This is a genomic window from Streptomyces sp. Rer75 (genome assembly GCF_013414305.1).
In the GTDB taxonomy this organism is placed as follows: domain Bacteria; phylum Actinomycetota; class Actinomycetes; order Streptomycetales; family Streptomycetaceae; genus Streptomyces; species Streptomyces himastatinicus.
The window spans coordinates 9,703,614-9,727,295 of sequence record NZ_CP058693.1; the positions used below are offsets into that span (position 1 = coordinate 9,703,614).

Annotated in this window: 18 protein-coding genes; 10 read left to right on the forward strand and 8 right to left on the reverse strand. The window is 71.8% G+C overall.

Annotated features, from left to right (window positions below):
- Positions 1 to 29 precede the first annotated feature (29 nt).
- Entirely contained in the window at positions 30 to 1,412 is a 1,383-nt protein-coding gene (locus HYQ63_RS40910; protein WP_179939098.1) for a M28 family metallopeptidase, read from the forward strand.
- A 67-nt stretch (positions 1,413 to 1,479) separates the two neighbouring features.
- Here HYQ63_RS40910 and HYQ63_RS40915 read toward each other — a convergent pair whose 3' ends face one another.
- Positions 1,480 to 3,486 (reverse strand): M6 family metalloprotease domain-containing protein, encoded by a 2,007-nt coding sequence (locus HYQ63_RS40915; RefSeq protein WP_179939099.1) that lies wholly within the window; start codon positions 3,484 to 3,486, stop codon positions 1,480 to 1,482.
- A gap of 291 nt (positions 3,487 to 3,777) precedes the next feature.
- Here HYQ63_RS40915 and HYQ63_RS40920 point away from each other — a divergent pair, with 291 nt between their 5' ends.
- Positions 3,778 to 5,409, forward strand: coding sequence for an AMP-binding protein (locus HYQ63_RS40920; protein WP_218929623.1), 1,632 nt, complete (start codon positions 3,778 to 3,780; stop codon positions 5,407 to 5,409).
- A 78-nt stretch (positions 5,410 to 5,487) separates the two neighbouring features.
- Here HYQ63_RS40920 and HYQ63_RS40925 read toward each other — a convergent pair whose 3' ends face one another.
- The gene (locus HYQ63_RS40925; protein WP_179939100.1) at positions 5,488 to 5,856 is read right to left on the reverse strand and encodes an arsenate reductase family protein; all 369 of its coding nucleotides are present in this window, start codon (positions 5,854 to 5,856) and stop codon (positions 5,488 to 5,490) included.
- 137 nt (positions 5,857 to 5,993) lie between these two features.
- Here HYQ63_RS40925 and HYQ63_RS40930 point away from each other — a divergent pair, with 137 nt between their 5' ends.
- Positions 5,994 to 6,278 (forward strand): hypothetical protein, encoded by a 285-nt coding sequence (locus HYQ63_RS40930; protein WP_373689184.1) that lies wholly within the window; start codon positions 5,994 to 5,996, stop codon positions 6,276 to 6,278.
- Between the two features lie 74 nt (positions 6,279 to 6,352).
- Here HYQ63_RS40930 and HYQ63_RS40935 read toward each other — a convergent pair whose 3' ends face one another.
- Complete coding sequence (locus tag HYQ63_RS40935) at positions 6,353 to 7,684, reverse strand: MFS transporter (RefSeq protein ID WP_179939102.1); 1,332 nt, start codon at positions 7,682 to 7,684, stop codon at positions 6,353 to 6,355.
- A gap of 5 nt (positions 7,685 to 7,689) precedes the next feature.
- On the reverse strand, positions 7,690 to 8,676 hold the full coding sequence (locus HYQ63_RS40940; protein ID WP_179939103.1) for a 2-hydroxyacid dehydrogenase: 987 nt from the start codon (positions 8,674 to 8,676) through the stop codon (positions 7,690 to 7,692).
- 126 nt (positions 8,677 to 8,802) lie between these two features.
- Between HYQ63_RS40940 and HYQ63_RS40945 the strand changes: the two genes are divergently transcribed.
- Positions 8,803 to 9,690 (forward strand): dihydrodipicolinate synthase family protein, encoded by an 888-nt coding sequence (locus HYQ63_RS40945; RefSeq protein ID WP_179939104.1) that lies wholly within the window; start codon positions 8,803 to 8,805, stop codon positions 9,688 to 9,690.
- Between the two features lie 4 nt (positions 9,691 to 9,694).
- On the opposite strand, the gene HYQ63_RS40950 is transcribed toward HYQ63_RS40945, so the two are convergent.
- Positions 9,695 to 12,694 carry a SpoIIE family protein phosphatase gene (locus HYQ63_RS40950; protein ID WP_257232483.1) on the reverse strand — a complete coding sequence of 1,000 codons (3,000 nt, stop codon included), beginning with the start codon at positions 12,692 to 12,694 and terminating at the stop codon, positions 9,695 to 9,697.
- A 137-nt stretch (positions 12,695 to 12,831) separates the two neighbouring features.
- Between HYQ63_RS40950 and HYQ63_RS40955 the strand changes: the two genes are divergently transcribed.
- From HYQ63_RS40955 to HYQ63_RS40965, 3 genes are all read left to right on the forward strand, one after another.
- Positions 12,832 to 13,311, forward strand: a complete 480-nt coding sequence (locus HYQ63_RS40955; RefSeq protein WP_179939105.1) for a general stress protein — start codon at positions 12,832 to 12,834, stop codon at positions 13,309 to 13,311.
- Between the two features lie 115 nt (positions 13,312 to 13,426).
- Complete coding sequence (locus HYQ63_RS40960; RefSeq protein WP_179939106.1) at positions 13,427 to 13,894, forward strand: DUF6153 family protein; 468 nt, start codon at positions 13,427 to 13,429, stop codon at positions 13,892 to 13,894.
- Positions 13,895 to 13,967: 73 nt separating this feature from the next.
- Positions 13,968 to 14,669, forward strand: a complete 702-nt coding sequence (locus HYQ63_RS40965; protein ID WP_179939107.1) for a DUF305 domain-containing protein — start codon at positions 13,968 to 13,970, stop codon at positions 14,667 to 14,669.
- Between the two features lie 30 nt (positions 14,670 to 14,699).
- Here HYQ63_RS40965 and HYQ63_RS40970 read toward each other — a convergent pair whose 3' ends face one another.
- Both HYQ63_RS40970 and HYQ63_RS40975 read right to left on the reverse strand, forming a co-directional pair.
- Positions 14,700 to 15,611 carry a M56 family metallopeptidase gene (locus HYQ63_RS40970; RefSeq protein ID WP_179939108.1) on the reverse strand — a complete coding sequence of 304 codons (912 nt, stop codon included), beginning with the start codon at positions 15,609 to 15,611 and terminating at the stop codon, positions 14,700 to 14,702.
- Positions 15,608 to 15,976 carry a BlaI/MecI/CopY family transcriptional regulator gene (locus HYQ63_RS40975; RefSeq protein ID WP_009720553.1) on the reverse strand — a complete coding sequence of 123 codons (369 nt, stop codon included), beginning with the start codon at positions 15,974 to 15,976 and terminating at the stop codon, positions 15,608 to 15,610. Before HYQ63_RS40975 ends, HYQ63_RS40970 begins: the two co-directional genes overlap by 4 nt.
- A gap of 228 nt (positions 15,977 to 16,204) precedes the next feature.
- Between HYQ63_RS40975 and HYQ63_RS40980 the strand changes: the two genes are divergently transcribed.
- Positions 16,205 to 16,735, forward strand: coding sequence for a TerD family protein (locus HYQ63_RS40980; RefSeq protein ID WP_179939109.1), 531 nt, complete (start codon positions 16,205 to 16,207; stop codon positions 16,733 to 16,735).
- A 40-nt stretch (positions 16,736 to 16,775) separates the two neighbouring features.
- On the opposite strand, the gene HYQ63_RS40985 is transcribed toward HYQ63_RS40980, so the two are convergent.
- On the reverse strand, positions 16,776 to 19,859 hold the full coding sequence (locus HYQ63_RS40985) for a CHAT domain-containing protein (protein WP_179939110.1): 3,084 nt from the start codon (positions 19,857 to 19,859) through the stop codon (positions 16,776 to 16,778).
- A 164-nt stretch (positions 19,860 to 20,023) separates the two neighbouring features.
- Between HYQ63_RS40985 and HYQ63_RS40990 the strand changes: the two genes are divergently transcribed.
- Both HYQ63_RS40990 and HYQ63_RS40995 read left to right on the forward strand, forming a co-directional pair.
- Positions 20,024 to 22,804, forward strand: a complete 2,781-nt coding sequence (locus HYQ63_RS40990) for an alpha/beta fold hydrolase (RefSeq protein ID WP_179939111.1) — start codon at positions 20,024 to 20,026, stop codon at positions 22,802 to 22,804.
- Complete coding sequence (locus HYQ63_RS40995) at positions 22,801 to 23,676, forward strand: ABC transporter permease (protein ID WP_257232484.1); 876 nt, start codon at positions 22,801 to 22,803, stop codon at positions 23,674 to 23,676. Before HYQ63_RS40990 ends, HYQ63_RS40995 begins: the two co-directional genes overlap by 4 nt.
- Positions 23,677 to 23,682 lie beyond the last annotated feature (6 nt).

A 23,682-nucleotide genomic window follows, 5' to 3' on the forward strand; every position in this document is an offset into this window, starting at 1 on the left:
AGCGGACGTCGGGACGAAGGAGGATGGCGATGAGCGGCTGGCCGGCGCTGGAGAAGTACGTCGATCGGGCACCCACCTCGAAGGAGATGATGGGCTGGATCGAACTGATCGTCAGCCAAGGCATTCGCCGGGCGGGCTATTCCGCCGACAGCTGGACCGAGGAGTGGGCCGCCGAGCAGTTCCGCGAAACGGGGCTCGAGGACGTCCGGCTGGAACCGCTGGCCACGCCGATCTGGCGGCCGCGGTCCGCCGCCTTCGAGATCTGGCCCGTCGGCCGCCCCGGCGAGGTCACCCGCTTCACCGGACTCGCCCTGCCGTACACCACCCCCACCGAGGGCACCGAGGGGCGGCTGGTGCGTATGGAGGACGGGGAGGTGGGCGGTGGCATCGCCGTCCAGGAAATCGGCTTCACCCAGCTGCCGCAGACGGAGGTGCAGGCCCGGGCCACCGATGCATACGACCCCGAGGGCGTCTTCCCCGACCTCGTCCAGACCGTGCCGTTCGACCTTCCGCATGTGCTGGACTTCGACATCGCCATCAAGGACGGGGCGACCGCGTACGTCGGGCTGCTCACCGGTGTGCCCTGGGAGACCAGCGACTTCTACTGGCCCTATGACGCCGAGCTGCGCTCGATCCCCGGGATCTGGCTGAGCGGGAGCGACGGCGAGCGGGTCCGTGAGCTGATGGCTTCCGGCGCGTGCGAGGGGCGGATCATCTCCGATGCCACCATCACCGAGGAGACCACCCACAATGTGGTGGGCACCCTGCCCGGTGCCTCGGACCACTGGGTGATCATCGGGTCACACCATGACGGACCGTGGGCCTCGGCGGTGGAGGACGCGTCGGGGGTGGCGCTCGTCCTGGCGCAGGCCAGGTTCTGGGCGTCGGTGCCGCAGGAGCTGCGCCCGCACAACATGCTGTTCCTGCTGACGTCGGGCCACATGGCCGGGGCCGCGGGCACCCAGGCGTTCATCTCGGCGCACCCGGAGCTGTTTCCGCAGGTCGTGCTCGAAATGCATCTGGAACACGCCGCGCGCCAGGCCATCGTGGTCGACGGCGAGGTCGTGCCCACCGACGATCCGGAGGTGCGCTGGTGGTTCACCACCCAGGCGCCCGCGCTGGAGCGGCTGGTGGCCGATTCGATCGCGGCCGAGGATCTGCGCCGCTCGTGGATCCTGTCGCCGACCGCCTTCGCGCCGAACCCGGCCACCGATGGCGCGTACTTCTACTACACGGGTGTGCCGCTGGTGCAGCTGATCACCACGCCGATGTACATCTTCGACCCGAGGGACACCCCCGACAAGGTGGACCAGCAGAGCCTGGTGCCGCTCACCATGGGCGCGGCGCGGATCATCGCGGGGACGCACGGCTGTGAGCCGGACACCCTCCGGGTGCCGCTGCCCTCCGACTGAGGAATATGTGAGACCTACGGGGAGCGGCCCGCCGGTTTCCCGGCGGGCCGCCCTCATGTGGCCGTACTCACCGTGTGCGCAGCGCGCACGTGGCCTTGGCCGTCTTGCGCGGGTCGCTCTCGGAGCGGGCGGTGAGGACGACCTTGCCGTGCCGGTCGGCCCCGCTCTTCGCGGTCACGGCCACGCCCACATCGACCGAGGCGCCTGCCGTGGCGGTGGCGAGCTGGTTGGGCAGCCACGCGGACCAGCCCCGGCCGGTGGCCGTGGCCGACAGCCGGTAGACATCGGAGTCCAGATGGGCGCCGGAGCTCCCGGCGCGGCCGGTGTTGGTGAGGTCGAAGGTGCACGTGGCGCGGCCCTTCGAGGGGTGGCCCTTCGCCACGCCGCGGTCCAGGTCGACGCCACGCCGCTGCGGCCCGGAGCCGTCCAGGGACTTGACGGCGATGGTGTACGAGAGCACACCGGACCGGTCGCGCTTCAGGTCGAGGACGTAGAAGTGCAGCCGGTTGGCCTTGTCGATGTACTCGTACTGGCTGCCGGAGTCGGCCCCGGCGTGGAAGAGCGCATCGCTGAGCTGCCGGTAGTCGCCCATGGTGATCTTCTGCGTGGTGCCGTCGGGGCGCTGGAAGTCCACCATGTCGATGTCCTCGGGATGGGCGTCGATCACCCAGGCGAACGGGGCCTGGTCCTTGTTCTTCGTCTTGCTGATCAGTACTCCGTTGTCCGGGGTGAACGAGTCCATGCCCATGCGGTCCACGACCTCGACGGTGTAGTTGTCGTAGCCGCCGCCGTCGCACAGGGGGTCGGTCTTCCGGTCGCAAGACGGCGAGAGATCGCTGCCCAGGGTGATGTTGACGCCCGCGAGCCCCTTCTCGCCCGGGGGCGCGGAACGTGCCGTGACGCGGGCGACGGCCATTCCGGAGTCCGCCAGGGCGTCCCGGTCCAGGCGCAGGACGTTCTTCTCGTCCACGATGCCCAGCTTCAGCTTGTCGCGCAGCACATGCTGGGCGCCCATCGAACCGCCGGCGGTGGCGGGAATCTGCCACCGGGTGTGCGGGCCGCCGGGGCCGTTGAACGAGCCGCGGGAGAGCATGCCCCAGATGCCGGTGTAGGAGCGGCTGAGGGGAGTGCCGTAGGGGTTGTTGTAGTTGTCGCCTATGCCCAGGATGTGGCTGAGTTCATGGGCGTACACGGCCATGCCGGAGCTCTCGGTCTGGAGGGACGAGCCGTCCGTGGCGTTGGGCCAGATACGGGCCGCGGCCTGCCACGACGTCCACGGTACGTAGCGGGTCGCCGCCGCGTTGCTCCCGGTGGAAACGGGCGGGCCCCACATGGCCGGTACGTCCTGCCGGTCGGCGAACTTCATCTGGCCGAACTCCTGCCAGGTGGACGACTCGTCCTGCCCGGCCGTGAGATAGAAGACGAAGTCGAACTTCTTGGTCTCCCCGTCGCCCACGTCGGCGGTCCAGGCCGCCTTCCCGTCGGCCCGGATGTCCATGTCGCAGGTGTCCCCGGCCGGGCAGGCGCCGGGGTTCATCGAGTCCTCCACCCCGTACTGGTAGGACTTCGCGGGCATGCGGTACACACCGAAGGCCGTCAGGTCGACGCCGATGCGGCCACCGGAGTCCTCCATCCAGTACTCGTTGATGGTGTGACCGTTGTTGAGCGCGCCGGGCTTGTTGAGGAAGTCCTCGTAGAACCGGGGCAGACGGTCGCGCGGTATGCCGGAAGCGGACGGCTGCGGGTTGCCGAACAGGGTCGAACCCGCCGGTTGGCTGACCGTGAACTCCTCGTCCGGATAGTCGAGGAGCACCAGTGCGCCCCTGAAGGTGCGCTGGGTGGGTTTGACGTCCGGGTCGGCCCAGCGGGTGCCGGGGACCGCGCGGTAGTCGGCCCACGTCATGTCGTCGGGGTTGCGCCAGCGCTGGGGGTCGATCGGGTCGACGAGCGGCGGCCGGGCGCTCGGCGCACGATCGGGCGTGGCCCCTGCGGGCCCGGCTGCGACGGCGGCCAGGGCGGCGAGGAGCGTGGCGACGACCGTTAATCGGCGGACTCGTCTTCGGCGGAGGAACAAGGCTCACCTCTTGTCCGGAAGTTGTGCTCAGACATGACCAGCCGTGCGAACGGGAGGACTACGGCTGCCACGGTAAGCCGGGGGTCGAGGTGACGCCAGAGTGCCGTTGTGGCCTCCGCGACGGAAACCGGGAGTGTGTCACCGCGCTGACGAGCCGTTGACGAGCCGGAATCCCACCGCACACGGCTGCGGGGCACCACGAAAAGCGCGATAGCGTGTACAGGCCAACGGGAAGGCTGCCGCCGACCTCCCGTATGGCGCGACGTGTGGAAACCAGCCCAAGGAGCCCTCTTGACCAGCCCAGAACAGCGCATGGCTGACCTGCTCAAGACCTTCGGTGAGCCAGCGGCGTGCACCGCGTATCTGCTGTGCGACCGGCATCCGTCCGACGCCGTGGCGTTCACCTTGGTGAGCAAGGACCTGACCAGCCATGACATGACGTTCGCTGAGCTCCGCGACCGCTCGTCGCGCATGGCAAGTGCCCTGGCCGCCCTGGGCGTCGGGGCCGGTGACCGGGTGGCCACCCTGATGGGCAAGTCCGCCGAACTGCTCATCGCGTCCCTCGCCATCTGGCGGCTCGGGGCCGTCCAGGTGCCGCTGTTCACCGCGTTCGCCCCGCCGGCCATCGCGCTGCGCACCATCGGCAACGGCACCAAGGCGGTGGTCACGGACGCCGACCAGCGCCCGAAGCTGGACCCGGAGGCCGGTTTCCCCGGTGAGCGGCCCTGGCAGATCATCACGACCGGCCCGGTCACCGGCACCGACCTCGCCTTCTCCGAGCTGCTGGAGTCGCACGCCCCGCAGCCCGAGCCGGTGGCGGTGGGCGGCGACGCCACCATCGTGGAGCTGTTCACCTCCGGTACCGCGGGCTCCCCGAAGGCCGTGCCGATCCCGCTGAACGCCGTCGCGGGCTTCGTGATGTACCAGGAGTTCGGCCTGGACCACCAGCCCACCGACGTGTTCTGGAACGCGGCCGACCCGGGGTGGGCGTACGGCCTGTACTACGCCATCATCGCGCCGCTCGCCCTCGGCCGCCGCAGCCTGCTGCTGAACAGCCTGTTCTCCGCCGAGGGCACCTGGGACGTGCTGTCCCGCTTCGGCGTCACCAACTTCACCGCCGGGCCCACCGTCTACCGCAAGCTGCGCGCTTCCGGTGCCGCCCCCGGCGACCTGCGGCTGCGCTGCTGCTCCGCGGCCGGTGAACCGCTGCCCCCGGACGTCGTCGACTGGGCGCAGGAGGCGCTCGGCGTCCCCGTACGCGACCACTACGGCCTGACCGAGACCGGCATGGTCATCGCCCACGCCTGGCATTCGGAGCTGCGCACCGACCTCAAGACCGGCTCCATGGGACGCCCGCTGCCCGGCTGGAGTGTGAAGATCCTGCGCGAGGACACCAACTCCGCCGAGGCGGCGACGGGTGTTCCCGGCCGGGTGGCGATCGACATCGCGGACAGCCCGTTGATGTGGTTCAAGGGATACCTGGGCGCGCCGGAGCGCACGGCCGAGAAGTTCAGCCCCGACGGGCGGTGGTTCTACACCGGTGACACCGCGGCGCAGGACGAGGAGGGCGATCTGTTCTTCTCCGGGCGCGGCGACGACGTCATCCTGATGGCGGGCTACCGCATCGGCCCCTTCGAGGTGGAAAGCGTGCTCCAGGAGCATCAGGCCGTGGCGGAGGCCGCCGCGGTGGGCATCCCCGACGACGAGTACGGCGAGATCATCGAGGCCTTCGTCGTCCTGAGCCCCGGGGCCCAGCCGGGCGAGGCGCTCGCCGCCGAGCTACAGCAGGTCGTCCGGGACCGGTTCGCCAAGCACGCGTACCCGCGGCAGATCCACTTCGTGGATGCGCTGCCGAAGACCTCCAGCGGCAAGACGCAGCGCTTCCTGCTGCGTCCGGAGCCGACCACCGGCCGGGGCCGCTGACGCGGCGGACCCCACGGCCATGGGCCCCGGTTCCCGTGCGCGGCACGGGAACCGGGGCCCGACGCCCGCGTACGGGCGTCAGTCCGTGGAGCGCGACAGTGCCTCCCGCACCGCCTCCTCCGTACGCCCCACCACCGCGGAACCGTCGTCGGCGGTGATGATCGGCCGCTGGATCAGCTTGGGGTGTTCGGCGAGCGCCGCGATCCAGCGGTCGCGCGCGCCCTCGTCGCGCGGCCAGTCCTTCAGCCCCAGCTCCTTCGCCGCGGCCTCCTGCGTCCGGGTGATGTCCCACGGTTCGAGCCCGAGCCGGGCCAGTACGCCGCGGATCTCGTCCTGGCTCGGTACGTCCTCCAGGTAGCGGCGGACGGTGTACCCGGCGCCCTCCGCGTCGAGCAGACTGAGCGCGCTGCGGCACTTCGAGCACGCCGGATTGATCCAGATCTCCATGGCGCAACCGTACCGCGAGACCCCTCCCGCAACGCCCCTCGAATCTCGGTCATCTGGTGCCTGACCAGGCTGCTTTGTCAGTGCCCCACCGTAGAATGGAGGCATTGAAAGAGAGCGTGACCGACCGTCCCAGGAGGATGCCGATGGCCACTGCCGCTACCCCTCTTCCGGACCTGCCGAGCTTTACGACCCTGCCGAAGAAGCGCATGCCCGCCGGGCGTCCGCGTGAGTGGTACGAGACCCACAACCGCCGGCTGAAGGCCATGCGCCTGGCCATCGCCCTGCTCAACTCCGGTGTGTACCGCCCCGAGCAGGCGCGCAACCGCAAGATACGCTCCACCGCGGTCCGGATCGGCGTGCACCCGCCGTCCAACGCCACGTGCCGCATGGTGCGCTCGCTCCTTCAGGAGAACGACCGCTGACCGGTCCGGTCCCCGCCGCGCCCTCTTCACCGGGGCGCGGCGGGGACCCCGTCCCCCTCACCCCGACTCCCTTGTCACCCCGCCATCTTCAGGCGCTCGACCTTCGGCAGCAGGAACGCGTAGGTGGCGGCGCCGAGCAGGGCCATACACCCCGCCAGCGTCAGGGGCAGCATGAACGAGTGGGTGATGCCCTTGAGTACGCCGAGCAGCAGCGGGGAGAGGATGCCCGCGATGTTGGCCGCCGTGTTCTGGATCCCGGCGATCGAGCCGACGTGTGCGGCCGTCGGGGCCACGTCGGCGGGCAGCGCCCAGACGCTCGCCGCCGCGAAGGTGGAGCAGAAGTAGGAGACGGACAGCGCGGTCAGCGCCGTGCCGACACCCGGCGAGATGACCGCGAGTGCGATCACCGAGGTGCCCAGCAGCCCGCCGACCAGCGGGATTTTCCGCGCCTTCGTGCGCTCGGTGCCGCGCCGCACCAGCCAGTCGGAGAACAGCCCGCCGCTCCAGCCGCCCAGCATGGACGCGATGCCGGGAATCATGCCGAGGAACCCGAAGGACAGCGCGTCGAGGTGGTATTCGTCCACCAGATAGGTCGGGAACCAGGTGATGAAGAAGTACGCGACGAAGTTGACGCAGAAGAAGCCGAGCATCATCGCCCAGATCATCCGGAAGCGGAACAGGTCCCGCCAGCCGATCCGGGCGCTCGCCGCGGCGTCCTCGGCCGTCTCCTTCTCCTGCCCCGACTCGATGTGCTCCCGCTCCGCGGCGCCGAGGCTCCGGTGCTCCTTCGGGTCGCGGTAGTAGAGCCACCAGCCCAGCGCCCACAGCACACCGAGACCGCCCGCGATGGCGAACGCCCAGCGCCAGCCGAGGCCGGTGACCACCAGGGTGACCAGCGGGATGGACAGGGCACCGCCGACCGCGTTGCCGTTGTTGAAGGTCGCCGAGGCGAAGCTGCGCTCGGAGGCCGGGAACCAGCGGGAGACCACCTTGGCGCTGGAGGGGAAGCTGGGTGCCTCGCCGAGGCCGAGCAGAGCCCGCAGCCCCACCAGCGACGCCACGCCACGGGCCATGCCCATGGCCGCGGTGGCCAGCCCCCACCACAGGCTCGCGACCGCGAGCATGATGCGCGGGCCGACCTTGTCGGCGAGCCAGCCGCCGGGCATCTGGCCGAAGGCGTACGTCCAGAAGAACGCCGACAGCAGCAGTCCGCCGACGCCGTCGGACAGACCGAGGTCATCGGTGATGTGCGGCAGCGCGACGCTGAGTGTGGCGCGGTCGATGTAGTTGATCGTGATGCCCGCGAACAGCAGCCCGAGGACGACGAAGCGGACCTTGCCTACGCGTCCGCCTTGTCTCTTCGGAGCGGTGACCGGGGCCTGTGCGGATGTCTTGCCGAGAGCCATCGCACTCACACCCCCGCAGGTGGCCGGACGCCGCTGACGCCGTTGACCACGTTCCGCGGGGCCTCGCCCGACAGCACCCGGTCCACGCTCTCGACGAGCCGCGCCCGGATGGCGTGGTACGCCTCGACCGTCACCCCGGCGGTGTGCGGGGTGAGCAGCACATCGGAGCGGCCGCGCAGCGGGGAGTCCGCGGGCAGCGGCTCCTCGGCGAACACATCGAGCGCGGCGCCCGCCAGCTGTCCCGAGTCCAGGGCCTTGACCAGCGCGTCCTCGTCCAGGACACCGCCACGTCCGGCGTTGAGGACATAACTCCCCCGGGGCATCCGGGACAGCAGGGCATCGCCGACGACACCACGGGTGGCCTCGTTCAGCGGCATGTGCAGGGTGAGCACGTTGGAGCGGGAGGCGAGGTCGTCCAGGCTCACATACGTACGGTCGGGCTCGGAGGGCACCGGGTCGTGCACCAGGACGTCGCTTCCGAAACCGTCGAGGCGGCGCGCGACGGCGCGGCCGATGCTGCCGAACCCGGCGATGCCGACGGTGAGCGCGGACAGATCGCGCCCGCGCAGCCCCTCGGGCCCCCAGCCACCGCTTTCGATCTTCGCGTGACCCGCCGCGTAGCGGCGCAGGAGGGAGAGCAGCGCGCCGACCGTCCAGTCGGCCACGGCGTCGGTGTTGAAGCCGGGCAGGTTCGCGACCGGTATGGAGCGCTCGGCGGCGGCGAGGTGGTCGACGCCGTCGAAGCCGACGGCCACCGACTGCACGAGGCGGCAGCGCCGCATCCCGTCGAGCAGCTCCGCGGTGATGCGGCGCTCCTTCTCCAGCGGGGCGAGGACGATCGTCGCATCGGCGAGCGCGTCCCGGTGGTCGTGCGGGTCCTCGTCCGGCCCGATCTCGGTGATGCGCAGATCGGGATGGCCGGGCAGCAGCCGACGTAGCTCGTCGGCGCCGAGATCGTTCAGGTGGTACAGGGTCACGAGATGTTCGGACATCACATGCGGCTCCTGGAGTGATGTTGTGGGGCCCTGGGGGGTGGCATGAGTTTTCGCCACGGTTACGATCGCTGTCAACGGTTAACCGAAAACGGATAACGGTTTGCCGAGTGAGGAGTCACGCACATGGACCGTCAGCGCACCGTCGTCACCGCGCTCACCACGCCGTTCACCCCGAGTGGCGATCTCGACCTGGACGCGGCCCGCGCCCAGTACGGCTTTGCCGCCCGCACCACCGGACAGCTGCTCGTGGCCGGAACCACCGGAGAGTTCCCCGCGCTGAGCGAGGGCGAACGGCTGCTGCTGATCGAGACCGCCTTGCAGGAGGCGGGTACCGACGGCGTGATCGCGCACATCGGCGCCGCCGACGCGCACACCGCCGTCCGGCTCACCCGGGCCGCCGTGGCGGCCGGTGCCCGCCGCATCGCCGCGCTCACCCCGTACTACCTGCCCGCGAACGCGGACGAGCTGGAGGCGTACTTCAGCCGCATCCGGCTCGCCGCCCCCGACGCCCAGCTGTACGCGTACCTCTTCCCCGAGCGCAGCGGCCTGACGGTCGACCCGGTGGAATTCGGCAAGCTGGCCGCCTCGTGCGGGCTGGCAGGCGTCAAGCTGAGCGGAACCCCCTCCACCGAGGTGGCCGCGTACCGCGCCGAACTCCCCGAGGGGTTCGAGGTCTACTCGGGCAACGACCAGCGGCTCGCCGACGTCCTGGCCGCCGGTGGCGCCGGAGTGGTCTCCGGCTGCTCGGCCGCCTTCCCCGAGCCCTTCCTCGACCTGGCCGCGGCGCTGCGCGACGACACCACCGACCCGGCCCGGATCGCCGCGCTCCAGGACCTGGTGGACCGCACGGTCGGTCTCCTCGGCCCCAGCATCGGCCGGATCAAGCACGCCCAGACCGCCCGCGGGCTGCCCGCCGGAACCTCCCGGATGACCGTGGGCGACCCGGACCGGGCGACCGCCGCCGACATCGAGGCGCTGGCCGGTGAGGTGTCCGGCCGCCCGGGCGCCTGAGCGATCAGCCCGTCGGCAGCGGCTGCTCCGCCCAGATGCACTTGCCCGTCGGGGTGAAGCGGGTGCCCCAGCGGTGGGAGAGCGCGGACACCAGCTGGAGGCCCCGCCCGCCCTCGTCGGTGTCCGAGGCCCGGCGGATCCGCGGCGTGGTGGGGCTGCCGTCCGACACCTCGCAGATCAGGCTGCGGCTGCGCAGCAGGCGCAGCCTGATGGGGCCCTTGGCATGCCGGACCACATTGCCGACCAGCTCGCTGACCAGCAGCTCGGTGGTCATGGCCAGCTCGTCCAACTGCCAGGCGCCGAGCTGGTCCCGGACGTGGTGGCGGGCCTCCCCGGCGGCGATCGGCGCATCGGGCAGCCGCCAGGACGCGATGTTGTCCGCGGTCATCGAATGCGTCCGCGCCACCAGCAGCGCCGCATCGTCCTGGGTGCGCGACTGCTCGGGCAGCAGGGTGGCGACGAGGGTGTCGCACAGCCGGTCGAGCTGGCCGAGGACACGTCCGTCGCCCTCGTCCACCGCCGAACCGCCGTCACCGGTGGCGCTCGGACGCGGAAGCAGATCCGGCGTCCTGGCCAGCGCGTCGGCCAGGATGCGGGAGAGGTACGCCATGCCGCGGTCGATGTCACGGGTCGCGGACTCGATCAGCCCGTCCGTGCACAGCACCAGGATGCTGTCCTCCGGCAGCTGCACCTCGATCGTCTCGAACGGCGGGGTCGCGGCGCCGAGCGGCGGGTCGGGGGAGAAGCCGGGGGAGTGCACCGTGCCGTCGGGGTGGATGATGGCGGGCGGCGGATGCCCCGCGCACGCGAAGGCGCACACGCTGGTGGTCGGATCGTAGATGGCGTACAGACACGTGGCGTAGAAGTCGTCGCCGAGCGCGCCCACCAGATCGTTGAGGTGGGTCAGCAGCTCATCCGGCGGCAGCTCCAGATCGGCCAGCGTGTGCACGGCGGTGCGCAGCCGCCCCATGGTGGCCGCCTCGGACAGCCCGTGGCCCATCACGTCGCCGATGACCAGCGCCACCCGCTCCCCGGACAGCGGGATCAGGTCGTACCAGTCGCCGCCCACCTCCATGCCCTCCCCGGCCGGCAGATAGCGCGCGGCGGCCGTGACGGCGGGCAGCGCGGGCAGGGTACGGGGAAGCAGCCCGCGCTGGAGCTCCTGGGCGCGGGTGTGCTCGGCGTCGTACAGCCGGGCCCGCTCCAGCGCCTGGGCGACCAGCCCGCTGATCGCGGTGAGCAGCGTGCGTTCCTCGTCGCTGAAGTGGCGCGGCCGGTCGAACGAGACGACGCAGTAGCCGGCCCGGTGGTCCGAGGCCACCAGCGGGAGGAACGCCCACGCCTTCTTCTCGCTCAGCGGCAGATAGCCGACCACCTCCGGGAAACGCTTCGCGTAGTCCTCGGGCGAGGAGATGAACAGCGGGGTGCGGGAGCCGAGGATCTGGACGACGGGCGTGTGGAAAGGGGTCTCCGGCGGCACGGGGATGTTGTCGAGGAAGCTCAGAAACGCGTCCGAGTAGCCGGTGGCACCCACCACCCGCAGTCGCTTGTCCTCGATGAGCTGGCAGATCAGCCCGGTCGCCCCGAACGGCGGCAGCACCCGGTCCGCGACCGCCTTGACCACGTCCTGCGTCGTCAGCGCCTCGGCGAAGGCACTGGTCAGCTCGGCGATCCGGGTGGCGCGCTCGGTGGCGGCGTGTGCTGCGGCCGAGCGCTCGGCGTCCAGCGCCCGGCGGTCGGTGACATCCGTGATGTGCACCGTCATCCCGTCGGGCACCGGGACCAGCCGGACGTGGTACCAGCGGTTGCTGCGCGGCCAGCGGGCATGGAAGTCGATGGGCGCCCGCGCCGCCGCCGCCCGCCGGAACCGCGGCTCCACACCGATCGCCCGCGCCCGCGGAAGGTCCCACAGCACCTGGCCCCGCAGTTCCCCGGAGGCCCCGAGGAAACGCTCGGCCTCGATGTTGCCGAATGTGATCCGCCCGTCCTCGTCGACCACCAGGAACCCGTCGCCCATGTACCGCAGGGCGCGGCTGAAGGCGTCCCGGGAGCGGCGGGTCTCGGTGATGTCCCACAGCGTGCCGACCACCCGGGCCGGAACACCGTCCGTCCGGGCGGCCACGGTCCCGCGCGCCTGCACCCAGCGGTACGCCCCGTCGGGCTGCCGCACCCGGTACTCGACGCTGTACTCGCTGCGGCCGCGCAGCGCCTCCGCGGTGGAGACCGCCTGCACCCAGGGCATGTCCTCGGGGTGGATGGCGCCCAGCCAGGTGTTGACCTGGCCGTCGAAGCTGCCGGGCTCGAACCCCAGCAGTGTCTGCGCCTGGTCGTCGCAGGTCAGGGTGGCGCCGCGGAGATCCCACTCCCAGGCGCCGATCCGCGCCGTGTGCAGCGCCCGCTGCACCCAGGGGCCGGACCGCTGCTCCTCCGGCTGCCGGACCCGGTCGCGGTCGGCGTCCGCGGTGGCCGTCGACAGCAGCCGCAGCCGCCGGGCCAGCCATCCGGTGACCGTACGGGCCAGATCGCGCTGGGCCGCGTCACCCGCCCGCGGTGTGGACGTCAGCACCGACAGCACCGCGAGCGGCGGCCTGCCGTTCATCGGCACCGGGATGGCCGCCATGCACACGCCGGGCGGGATGCTCCGGGCGAGGGGGCCGCCCTCGGCCGGGGTGGCGGCCCAGAGGGCGGCGCCGCCGTGGAAGGCGGTCATCGGAGCGACCGACTCGCCCCACTCGATGCTCTGCCACGCCCTGAGCAGCGGACCGCTGATGCCGCTGGTGGCCACCAGCCGCAGCCCCAGCCCGTCGGGCCTGCGCAGATGCGCCATGCCGCCCAGGCCCTGAAGCCCGGACACCAGATGGTCGAGCGCCAGCCGCAGCAGCTCCGCGTCGCCGAGACCTGCGCTCGCGGCTTCGAGCAGACGCAGCCGGGCCCGCTCCGCCTCCGGGGCATGCTGCTGCGCCGGGGCGTGGTCCTGTGCCGGGTGCCGATCGTCTACACCCACGCGATCACCTGCGCTCTGCGAGGCCCGGACGGACTGGTCCAACCCTCGGGGTCAGTGTCTCTAGTAAGAATATGTCCGCATTTTCAAGCGTTTCACCCTCGATGGCGCTATCAATGCGCCGCGGAGGGAGTTCTGCGATGCCCCAGCAACTGCCGTCGGCGGTCGTCGACCGTCCGGTCGTCGGCTCGTACGCGAACTACGCCGCCGCCCAGCGCGCGGTCGACTTCCTGTCCGACAACAAGTTTGCCGTCGAGCACACCGCGATCATCGGCTCCGACCTGCGCATGGTCGAGACCGTGCTCGGGCGCCTCACCCGCGGTCGCGCCGCGCTCGCCGGGCTGGGCACCGGCGCCTGGTTCGGTCTGCTGATCGGGCTGCTGCTGTCGGTGTTCGCCCAGGGGCCCCACAGCGTGCTGGTGCTGATCCTGAGCGGCATCCTCTACGGCGCGGCCTTCGGCGCCATCGCGGGCTTCGTCGGACACGCCCTGACCGGTGGACGCCGCGATTTCTCCTCCCGGAGCCAGATCGTGGCCGCACGCTATGACGTGGTCGCCGACACCGAGGTGGCCGAAGAGGCGAAGAACATGCTGATCAAGCTGGACTGGCGGGAGGGCTGACCCGCCCGGCCTCCGCCCCCGGCGGCTGACGGGGGTCCCCGTCGTGTACTAATTGCCTTAGCAGTAAGGTGAATGCGACGGGCTACCCATCATCGTCATCGTCGGAGGGCACGGCATGCACGCGAGCGGACGCGTACGAGCGGGCGGTGTCCTGCGACGCCTCCTGTTCGTCGTCCTGCTCGTGCTCGGGGTGCTGATGATGCACTCCATGGGCCACCCCAACGGCGGCTCGGGATCGGGCATGAGCACCTCGGCACACGCCTCCGGTGGGATGCACGAGGCCATGCGGGATGACGCGCCCTCCATGGCCTCTCACGACGACGGGCCCCGGGCCGACGACTCCCGGGCCGTCCCCGCCGTCGCCGCGCACCACACCCCGTCCGCGCCCATGACCGGGATGGACATGGCCTCGCTGTGCGTGGCGGTGCTCGGCGCATGGGTGCTCACGACCGTGCTGCGGGCCGCCCTCGTACGGCGCCGTGGCCCGCCCCCGCCCCGCTCCGCACCGATGGCCGCGGTACCGCGGCCCGCCCCTCCCTCGTCGACGCCCGACCTCACCGCGTTGTCGGTCCTGCGGATATAGGCCGTACCCGCGCCACCCCGCAGAACACAGCACACGGAACACCGACAACACACACGACATGAGGTACATCGGCATGACCAACTTCCAGCACGCACCGCGCCGCCCGCGTGCCCGCCGCCTGGCGCTGGTGGGCATCGTCGCCACGGGTGGGCTGCTGCTCACCGCCTGCGGTGGCAACGACGACATGAAGGGCATGGACCACGGGAGCAAGGACTCCTCCGCCTCCGCGAAGGCCACCGCCACCCCGGCGCCGGGTGGTTTCAATGACGCGGACGTCTCGTTCGCGCAGATGATGATCCCGCACCACCAGCAGGCGCTGGAGATGGCGAAGCTGGCCGACGGCCGGGCCGGGGACAAGCAAATCACCTCCCTGGCCGGGAAGATCGAAAAGGCCCAGGACCCCGAGATCAGGACCATGAAGTCCTGGCTGAAGTCCTGGGGCAAGCCGGTCTCGCCCTCGTCGGACAGCATGCCCGGCATGGATCACGGATCAGGTGGCATGGACCACGGATCGGGTGGCATGGATCACGGATCGGGTGGCATGGACGGCATGATGTCCCAGAAGGACATGGACCGGCTGGAGGCCGCCAAGGGTGCTGCCTTCGACCGCGCCTTCGCGCAGATGATGATCGACCACCACAAGGGCGCGATCACCATGGCCGAGGACGAGCAGAAGAAGGGCCGCAACGCCACCGCCAAGAAGCTCGCCGGTGACGTGATCAAGAACCAGTCGGCCGAGGTGACCACGCTGCGGAAGATCCTCGACCGGCTCTGACGGCTCTGAGTCGCGGCGCCCCGGGGGTGGCTACATCATCCCCGGGGCGCAGCCCACCACCACGGGCAGCAGCGGGAGGGCCACGGCGCCCGTGGCCACCGCGAGCCGGAAGGCGGGATGCGGGCGGTGGTGTGGGCCCAGCATGCGGTGCAGCCGGACCAGGGCGCCGGGGCCACCGGCCGCGAACGCCCCGCGGGGGGTGCGGCTCGCCGCCATCTCGTACAGCGCCCTGGCGAGGGTCTCGCGCGGGTGGCGGCGCAGCGCACGGTCGTCCGCCGCCATCTCCAGGAGCATCGCCGTCTGCTCGCGGGCGGCGCGGGCCAGCGGCAGCCACCGGAAGGCCCTGGCGAACGCCTCGGCCGCGGCCAGCGTCAGATGGTGGCGGCCCGAGATGTGCGCGCGCTCGTGGTCCAGCACGGCGTCGAGCTGGGCGCCGGACAGCACGCGCAGCGCGCCGGTGCTGACGACCACGCGCGGGCAGCGTCCCGGCAGGCAGTACACGGCGGGCAGCTCATGGTCGAGAACGGTGGCGCGCAGCCCCGCGGAGCGGCGGCCGACCAGGTCCAGCACGCCCAGGTGGCGGGAGCGGGCCCGCCGCGCCCGCAGCACCTCGAGGCCGAAGCGGGCGAGCGTGAGCAGCGCCACGAGCAGCGGCAGGACGGCGGCCGGGACGTCGAGGGGGCCGGGCACCGGGGCGCGGGCGTGCCAGGTCAGCCCGCAGAAGTGCACTAAGCCGGACACTCCCGCGTCGAGGTGTCCGGTCGGGACGGCGAGGTGGTACGCGGCCAGCGCCAGCGCGACCGTGAACGACACGGCCAGGCCCTGCCAGGCGGCCACGGCGAGTGCGGGGGAGCGGTGGGGCCAGGCGCTGCGCAGCAGGGCCCGCGGGGCCAGGGTGCCGACCGCGGCCGCGTAGCAGGCCAGGGCGAGCGCCGGGATCACTCCTGGTTCCGCCGCCCGGCCGCCCGCAGCGCCTTGCGCAGGGCGCTGACCTCCTCGGGGCCCATCTGCTCGACGAAGTGGGCGAGGGCCGCGGGGCGGTCCTGGCTGGTGCCCAGCGCGTCCTCCATCAGCGCGGCGGAGTACTCCTCACGGCTGCGTACCGGCGAGTACAGCCAGGCCCGGCCCTCTTTGCCGCGCTGGAGCCAGCCCTTGTTGTAGAGGATGGTGGCCACGGTCATCACCGTGGTGTAAGCGACCGGCCGCTGTGTGTTGATGTCGTCGACGATCTCCCGCACCGTCGCCGGGCGCCGCCACGTCCACAGACGGTCCATGATCTCCGCCTCGAGATCCCCCAGCCGCCGCATGGACGCTTCCTTCCGCCGTCAGACGCTTACCTCCGTTAGTACGGAGGCCCATAGTAGAGAGCCCTCATCGCGGGGTGGACACCGGGGGGAATGCGGGCGGGCCGAGAAGATCGCCGATCATCCGGAGCGCCGGGCGCTCCGCCCCTGGCCAAAGCCTCAACTGGCCTTGCGCACGATAGGATTGACCGGACGCGTATTCAACACGGGTAAGGCGAAAGGGAAGTCTGGATGAGTGGTCTGAACAAGGGGCTCGGGAAAATCGAGGTGGCGCTCAAGTGGGACCCCAGCCCCAGCGGGGAACCGGCCAATGATCTCGACATCGTCGCCGGGACCTACCGTGCGACCGATCCGTACGGTGAACCCGCGTATCTGGTGCACTTCGACAGCCGGTCGCCCGACGGCACCATTTACCTCAACCGGGACAGCCGCACCGGCCAGGGGCTGGGCACCGACGAGGCGATGACCTTGGAGTTCGAGCGGCTGTCGGAGGAGTACTCCCGGGTCGTCGTGGGTGTGGCCATCCAGCAGAACGCCGGGCGGAAGACCTTCGGCGATGTCCGGAACACCAGCGTCCGGATCGTCGAGGGATATACCGAGCTGATGGAAGGCGATTTCACCGGCGTCTCCGGAGCCACAGCAGCCACGGTCGCGGAGTTCACCCGGGACGAAGCGGGGGAGTGGGGAATCCACAGCGTCATCCGCGGATTCACTGTCGACCCGGAAGAATTTACGGATGTGATGGGCAAGGATTATTCCTGACCGCATTTGTGCGCTTTTTCTGTCAGTCGGGCGCACCCCGCTACGGGCCGATGTGAATCATTGACGCCCAGAACAGCGGCCCCGCGTAGCGCCGTTCAGCACGCAGCCGCTGGACCGCCCGGTGCAGCGCGTGCGCCGAGCCTGCCGTCGACCGCGCCGCGCCCAGCGCCCCGTACGTGTCCCGGGCGAGGGCGGGGGTGATCGCGTCCTTCAGCGTCCACAGGCTGCCGATCACATGGCGGTAGCCGCACAGCTGGAACGCCGAGGCGAGCGTGATCACCTCGTCGACCAGGGTGGTGCCGGGCGCGGCGGTGTGGCAGGCGGACAGATAGGCGAACTCCGCCTCGTCCAGCCGCTGGGTGGTCAGATCGTGCACGGTCAGCTCACCGCCGTGCAGCAGCAGCCCGCCCGCCGACGGATCCTCGGGGTCGTACGAGCCGTGGCACGCCAGATGCGCGTACGGATGAGTGCGCAGCGCGGCGAGTACGGCCTCGGGGGTGGCGTCCGCGCCGAGCAGCCGGGACTGCCCGCCCGGCAGCTCGGCCACCGCCGCCAGCTCGTCGTCGACCGCGGGCAGCGGCGGAAGCGCGGCGCCGTCCGCACCGGGCGGGGGCGCGGGCACTCCCACGGCGGCCAGCGCGAGCGGCTTGCCGGACGGCGCCGCCCGGTCCCGGGCGTGCAGCAGGGCGCCCAGCGTCGGGGTGTACGACGACACCACCCGGTCCTGCACATGGCTTCCGTCCGCGGGGCACCGCGCCGCGTGCAGCGGCAGCAGGGCCAGCGGCCCGGTGGGACACCACCACAGCCGTGGCCACTCCCCGCGCTCGGCCCCGGGCCCCACCGGCCGGTCCAGCCCGAGCCGGGTGAGCACGGGGCCCGCGATGTGCACCCACAGCCACTCCAGTGTGTCGTCCATGGTCCGCTGGTGAGTGTCCGCGTCGGCCAGACCCGCGGCGGAGGACAGCGCCGTGACCGCGGCGTGGAAGCCCTCGGAGCGGCGGCTGACCTCAGCCCGGGTGACCCCGGCGAGCGGAAGCACGTCGACGCCGGTCCTGCCGTCGGCGTCGGCGCGCAGCAGCAGGGCGTCACAGCGCAGCTCCGCGATGTTGAGCACCACGACCGGACCCTGCGCGGCCACCGTGCGCAGCCGCTCCCAGTCGAGCGGCCGGTGGAACCGCTCGAAGCCCTCGAGCCGCCGGATCTGGGTCAGGAGGGACGCGAACTCCGCGTTCAGGGCGGCGCGTTGCGGGGCGGTGCCGCGCTCCTCGATCAGCTCGGCGCACACTCGCTCGAACCGCCCGGCCAGCTCGGGCGCCGCCGCGTCCAGTTCGGGGTGGCGGCCGCGCAGCCGCAGCGCCTGGGCCAATAACACGCCACGGCCCTGTTCGAGCCGTACCAGCGCCTCTTCGGGGCGGTCCGCGCTGATCTCGACGGCGGCGGCGCTACAGGCCAGCGACGGCAGCTCGCGCAGCCGCACCTCCCTCGACCGCCGGTCCAGCGCCCGGCCGGTGAGCTTGGGGAGCAGATCGTCCAGCGCGACCCCGAACGCCCGTGTGGCCTCGGGCAGATCACCGAAGTACGCGCCGTTCCGCCCCCAGAGGCAGGCCGCCCTCAGCCGGATGCGAATGTCCTCGCCGGGCGCGAGCGCGGTGGCGCGGAACTGCCGCGTGGCGGCGAGGAGATCTCCCGGGGCGTGGGTCATGCCCGAACGTGCCGTCAGGAGCGCGCCCAGCTCCATGCTCGCCGCCTGCCAGTGCGGGCTGGTGGCCGGAGTCGCGGCGAGCACCGACCGCAGCAGCTCGACACCACGGTCGACCTCGGCGACCTGCCCGGTGTGCTGCCCGCGCGCCCCGAGGGCGACGGCCAGCTTGATCCGCATCACGGGGTGGTCGTGCTGATGGGGCGGGGTGGCGGCCACCGCATGCTCCAAGTGGCGGATGGCCTCGGCCAGTTCCGCCAGTTCGCCGTGCGCCTGGAAGCGTGTGTGCAGTACGGCGGCCAGATTGGTGAGCAGCTGGCCGTGGTGGGGTGACAGGGGAGTGCTGCCCGCCATCGCGCTCCGGGTTGCCGCGGTCGCGGCGTCGAGGTCGGCCGGTTTGCCGGTGTTGACGTACTGGTCGAGGAGGGCGAGGCCGAGCAGGGAGTACGCCGGAGACCGCAGCGCGTCGTCGGTCACGGTCCGCAGGGTGTCCCGTAGGAGGCCGATCGCCTCGGTCAGGTCGCCGAGGTGGCCGGTGGCCTCGAAGCGCATGCGCAACAGGTTGCCCAGACTGATCCGGTGGCTCTCGCGAGCCGGATCGCCGGTGGGCGTGGCGTCCAGCTCCGCTCGTACGTCCGCGATGGAGGTGTCCAGATCGCCCGCCGCCCCCGTGAGGTTGTACCGGGCCATGCGCCCGCCCGGCGTTGCCTCGTCGGCCGCGGAGGCGGGTGGTGCCACTTTGGCCTGCGCCGCGGCCAGCGCGTTCAGCGCCGCGGCGGGCGGCTCCTCGTCGTCGGGGAACGCCGCCACGGCCTGCCGCATCAGCGCGACCGCCGCGGTGATCAGTGTCTGATCCCCGGTGAGATCGAAGAGTGTGTCCAGCACAGAACCCTCGTTGAAGAGGATCCCGGGCGCATCCTTCTCGGGCGCCGTCTCCCGCGTGTGACGGAACATCTCGGCGGCCCGCCACAGCCCGGCCTCGTCCCGGGCGGACGCGCTGGCGGAGAACAGCACGACGGAGATCGCGTGCAGGATCTTCCAGACCGGTGCCACGTGCGCGGTCGTGCCGGCCAGTCCCTCCCTGAGCGCCCGGGGGAGGGCGGCGGGCCGCAGCGCGTGCACGACCGAGAAGAGGAAGCCCGCGGCGAGGCGGTCCTCCGCAGCCTCGGCCTCGGGGGCGTGGGGGCCTCGCGCCAGATGGAAGCAGGCCGCCAGATAGACCGCCTCGATGTCCACCTCGGCCGGGCTCACCTGCGCGGGTGTCAGACGGCCCCGGGCGCGGTCGACGATCCCGGCCATGTTGCGCAGGGTCTCCAGGGACAGCACCGACTCCCGGCTGTCGCCGGAGAACGGGCGGTTGCGGTCGGGATCGGCCATTGCCTCGCGGATCAAACGGCGAAGGTTTTCGTCCAGATAGTCCCCCATGGGCGTCATTGTGACGCGTGCCGCACCTCCGCGAGGGCGGAACGGAGTGATCCGCGGCGTACCGCGTCGGGTGTACGGCGCGTTGCCGGATACTCCTTGAGAAGCAGGACGGAATCCGTCTGATGTCAGCGCCAGTGTCGTCATCTCATGCCTAGGGTTCTGTCATGGATCTCCGAAAGACCCTGCGCGGTCGGCGGCTGCTCGCGACGGTGGCCGCTGTCGCCGTCCTCGCGGGCACGGGCACCTGGGCCACCGTCGTAGCCGCCGACGACCGGCCGGCCGTGCATCGTGCGGACCGGGTGCTGGACATGCCCGGGACGCGTCTGGACACCTCGTACTTCACCGCGGGCCAGGGCCGCCGCCCCGCGGTGCTGCTCGCCCACGGTTTCGGGGGCAGCAAGGAGGACGTCCGGGAGCAGGCCGAGGAGCTGGCCCGGGACGGTTACGCAGTGCTGACCTGGTCGGCGCGTGGCTTCGGCAGATCGACCGGCAAGATCGGGCTCAACGACCCGGACCATGAGGTGGCCGACGCCCGGCGGCTGGTCGACTGGCTGGCGAAGCGGCCCGAGGTGCGGCTCGACGCCCGGGGCGATCCCCGCGTGGGCGTCGCCGGTGCCTCGTACGGCGGGGCGGTGTCGCTGCTCGCCGCGGGGTACGACCGGCGGGTCGACGCCATCGCGCCCGAGATCACCTACTGGAACCTGGCCGACGCGCTGTTCCCGGACGGCGTCTTCAAGAGGCTGTGGGCCGGGCTCTTCTTCACCACGGGCTCGGCCGATCTCTCCGGGGGTCAGCAGGGCCAGGACTCCCAGGGCTCCCAGGACGAGTCCGGCCCGCAGGGCGGCGGAGGAGGCGGCCAGGGCGGTGGTCAGGAAGGCCAGGGCGGCCAGGCCGCCCCGAGCGCCCCGCCCGCCGCGGACGGGCGGAACCAGGGCTGTGGACGGTTCGAGAAGCAGCTGTGCGCGATGTACGAACGCGTCGCGGTCGCCGGGAAGCCGGACGACGCCGCCCGGCGCATGCTGGAGGCCCGCAGCCCGTCCGCCGTGGCCGACCGGATCAAGGTCCCGACGCTGATCTTCCAGGGCCAGTCCGACTCCCTCTTCCCGCTCGGCCAGGCCGATGCGATGGCAACGGCGATCAAGGCCAACGGCGCCCCGGTCGACGTCGACTGGACCGACGGGGGACACGACGGCGGCGACCGCGAGACCGGGCGCGTCCAGGACCGCACCCGGGACTGGTTCGACCGCTACCTCAAGGGCGACCGGGGCACCGACACCGGGCCCGCCTTCCGGGTCACCCGCTCCGGTGGCGTCGACTCCACCAACGGCGCCGTCCAGTTGCGCGGCGCCACCGGCGACCGCTACCCGGGCCTGGAGGACGGCCGCCGGAACGTGGCGCTGCGCGGCCGCGAGCAGTCGTTCGCGAACCCGCCCGGCGGCGGACCGCCGTCGGTCTCCACGGTGCCGGGCATCGCCGCGCTGTCCCAGGCGTCCTCGTTCGGGATCGGCCTCTCCCTCGACGTCCCCGGCCAGTTCGCCCGATTCGACTCCGCACCGCTGAAGCAGCCCCTGCGGATCACCGGGACGCCCGCGGTGAAGGTCCGCGTGCGGGCGGACACCGACGACGCCGTGCTGTTCGCCAAGGTGTACGACGTCGGGCCGGACGGGCAGCAGACGCTGCCCTCCCAGCTCGTCACCCCCGTTCGCGTCACCGACGCGAAGAAGGGGAAGACCGTCACGCTCCGGCTGCCCGCCGTCGACCACGAGGTCATCGCGGGCCACTCGCTGCGGCTCGTGCTCGCCTCCACCGACCTCGGCTACGCCTCCCCGGCCCAGCCCGCCACGTACCGCGTCGCGCTCGCGGGCGACGGCCTGAGCGTGCCGACCGCGCCCGGGGTGCACACCGAGCCCGCCTCGCTGCCGTGGTGGGTGTGGGGGCTGCCACTCGGCGGCGCCGCGGTGGCGCTCGCCCTGCTGCTGACCGGCAGGCGGCCGACATCCGCGCCACCGCCGGACCCCGCGCTGACCGACGTACCGCTCCAGATCACCGACCTCAGCAAGCGCTACGCCAAGTCCGCCGACCGGTACGCCGTGCGCGACCTCTCCTTCCGCGTCGAGAAGGGGCAGGTGCTCGGACTGCTCGGGCCGAACGGCGCCGGAAAGACCACCACGCTGCGCATGCTGATGGGCCTCATCAGCCCGGACGGCGGGGAGATCCGCGTCTTCGGCCAGGCCATCAGGCCCGGCGCGCCCGTCCTGTCCCGGGTGGGCGCCTTCGTCGAGGGAGCGGGATTCCTGCCGCATCTGACCGGACGCGCCAACCTGGAGCTGTACTGGCGCGCCACAGGACGGCCCGCCGAGGACGCGCACCTCGACGAGGCGCTGGAGATCGCCGGTCTCGGCGAGGCGCTGGAGCGCGCGGTGCGCACGTACTCCCAGGGCATGCGGCAGCGGCTCGCCATCGCCCAGGCCATGCTGGGCCTGCCCGATCTGCTCATCCTGGACGAGCCGACCAACGGCCTCGACCCGCCCCAGATCCGCGAGATGCGCGAGGTGATGATCCGGTACGCGGCCGCCGGACGCACGGTGATCGTCTCCAGCCATCTCCTGTCCGAGGTCGAACAGTCCTGCACCCATCTGGTGGTCATGGACCGCGGGCGGCTGGTGCAGGCAGGCCCGGTCGGGGAGATCACCGGCACCGGGGAGAGCCTGCTGGTCGGCCACGAGGGCGAGCTGAGCGACGCCCTGGTCGACAAGGTGAGCGCGCTGCCCGGCATCACCTCCGCGGTGCGCACCGACGCCGGGCTGCTCGTCCTGGTCGACGGCGCCGCCCCGGCGCGGCTGCTGGCCGAGCTGGTGCGGCTGGAGATCCCGGTGACCAGCTTCGGGCCCAACCGGCGCCTGGAGGACGCGTTCCTGACGCTGATCGAAGGAGGATCCGCATGAGCAGTCCCGTGAGCTCCATGAGCTCCGTGACGGAGGCGGCGCCCGGCTACCGGGCGCGCCACACCCTGCCCCTGCGGGTCGAGGCGGTACGGCAGCTGCGCCGCCGCCGCACCCTGGTGATGGGCGTGGTGCTGGCCGCGCTGCCGTTCGTCCTCGTCGCCGCGTTCGCGATCGGGGGTACGCCCGAGGGGCGGGACGACCGGGTCACCCTGATGGAGACCGCCACCTCCTCGGGCGCCAACCTCGCGGCCACCGCGCTCTTCGTCTCGGCGGCCTTCCTGCTGGTCGTGCCCGTCGCGCTGTTCTGCGGTGACACCGTCGCCTCGGAGGCCAACTGGTCCTCGCTGCGCTATCTGCTGGCCGCGCCCGTGCCCCGGGCGCGGCTGCTGGCCGGAAAGCTGGCCGTGGCGCTGGCGTTCAGCGCGGCCGCGATGGTGCTGCTGCCGCTCGTCGCGCTGCTGGTGGGGACGGTGGCGTACGGCTGGGGGCCGCTGCGCCTGCCCACCGGCGGCGAGCTGGGCACGGGCGACGCCCTCACCCGGCTCGCCCTGGTGGTCACGTACATCTTCCTGTCCCAACTCATCACCGCCGCCCTCGCGTTCTGGCTGTCGACCGTCACCGACGCACCGCTGGGTGCGGTGGGCGGCGCGGTCGGGCTGACCATCGTGGGCAATGTGCTGGACGCCGTCACGGCGCTGGGCTCCTGGCGCGAGTTCCTGCCCGCGCACTGGCAGTTCGCCTGGGCCGACGCACTCCAGCCCCATCTGGAGTGGGGTGGAATGCTGAAGGGCACGGCGGTGTCGGTGGCGTACGCGCTGGTGCTCTTCGCCCTCGCCTTCCGCGGCTTCGGCCGGAAGGACGTGGTGTCCTAGGACAGG

Coding starts and splice junctions, on each gene's coding strand:
- HYQ63_RS40910 (WP_179939098.1), top strand. CDS start 30: ATGAGCGGCTGGCCGGCGCTGGAGAAGTACGTCGATCGGGCACCCACC.
- HYQ63_RS40925 (WP_179939100.1), bottom strand. CDS start 5,856: ATGGAGATCTGGATCAATCCGGCGTGCTCGAAGTGCCGCAGCGCGCTC.
- HYQ63_RS40930 (WP_373689184.1), top strand. CDS start 5,994: ATGCCGATGGCCACTGCCGCTACCCCTCTTCCGGACCTGCCGAGCTTT.
- HYQ63_RS40935 (WP_179939102.1), bottom strand. CDS start 7,684: ATGGCTCTCGGCAAGACATCCGCACAGGCCCCGGTCACCGCTCCGAAG.
- HYQ63_RS40940 (WP_179939103.1), bottom strand. CDS start 8,676: ATGTCCGAACATCTCGTGACCCTGTACCACCTGAACGATCTCGGCGCC.
- HYQ63_RS40945 (WP_179939104.1), top strand. CDS start 8,803: ATGGACCGTCAGCGCACCGTCGTCACCGCGCTCACCACGCCGTTCACC.
- HYQ63_RS40955 (WP_179939105.1), top strand. CDS start 12,832: ATGCCCCAGCAACTGCCGTCGGCGGTCGTCGACCGTCCGGTCGTCGGC.
- HYQ63_RS40960 (WP_179939106.1), top strand. CDS start 13,427: ATGCACGCGAGCGGACGCGTACGAGCGGGCGGTGTCCTGCGACGCCTC.
- HYQ63_RS40965 (WP_179939107.1), top strand. CDS start 13,968: ATGACCAACTTCCAGCACGCACCGCGCCGCCCGCGTGCCCGCCGCCTG.
- HYQ63_RS40975 (WP_009720553.1), bottom strand. CDS start 15,976: ATGCGGCGGCTGGGGGATCTCGAGGCGGAGATCATGGACCGTCTGTGG.
- HYQ63_RS40980 (WP_179939109.1), top strand. CDS start 16,205: ATGAGTGGTCTGAACAAGGGGCTCGGGAAAATCGAGGTGGCGCTCAAG.
- HYQ63_RS40985 (WP_179939110.1), bottom strand. CDS start 19,859: ATGGGGGACTATCTGGACGAAAACCTTCGCCGTTTGATCCGCGAGGCA.
- HYQ63_RS40990 (WP_179939111.1), top strand. CDS start 20,024: ATGGATCTCCGAAAGACCCTGCGCGGTCGGCGGCTGCTCGCGACGGTG.
- HYQ63_RS40995 (WP_257232484.1), top strand. CDS start 22,801: ATGAGCAGTCCCGTGAGCTCCATGAGCTCCGTGACGGAGGCGGCGCCC.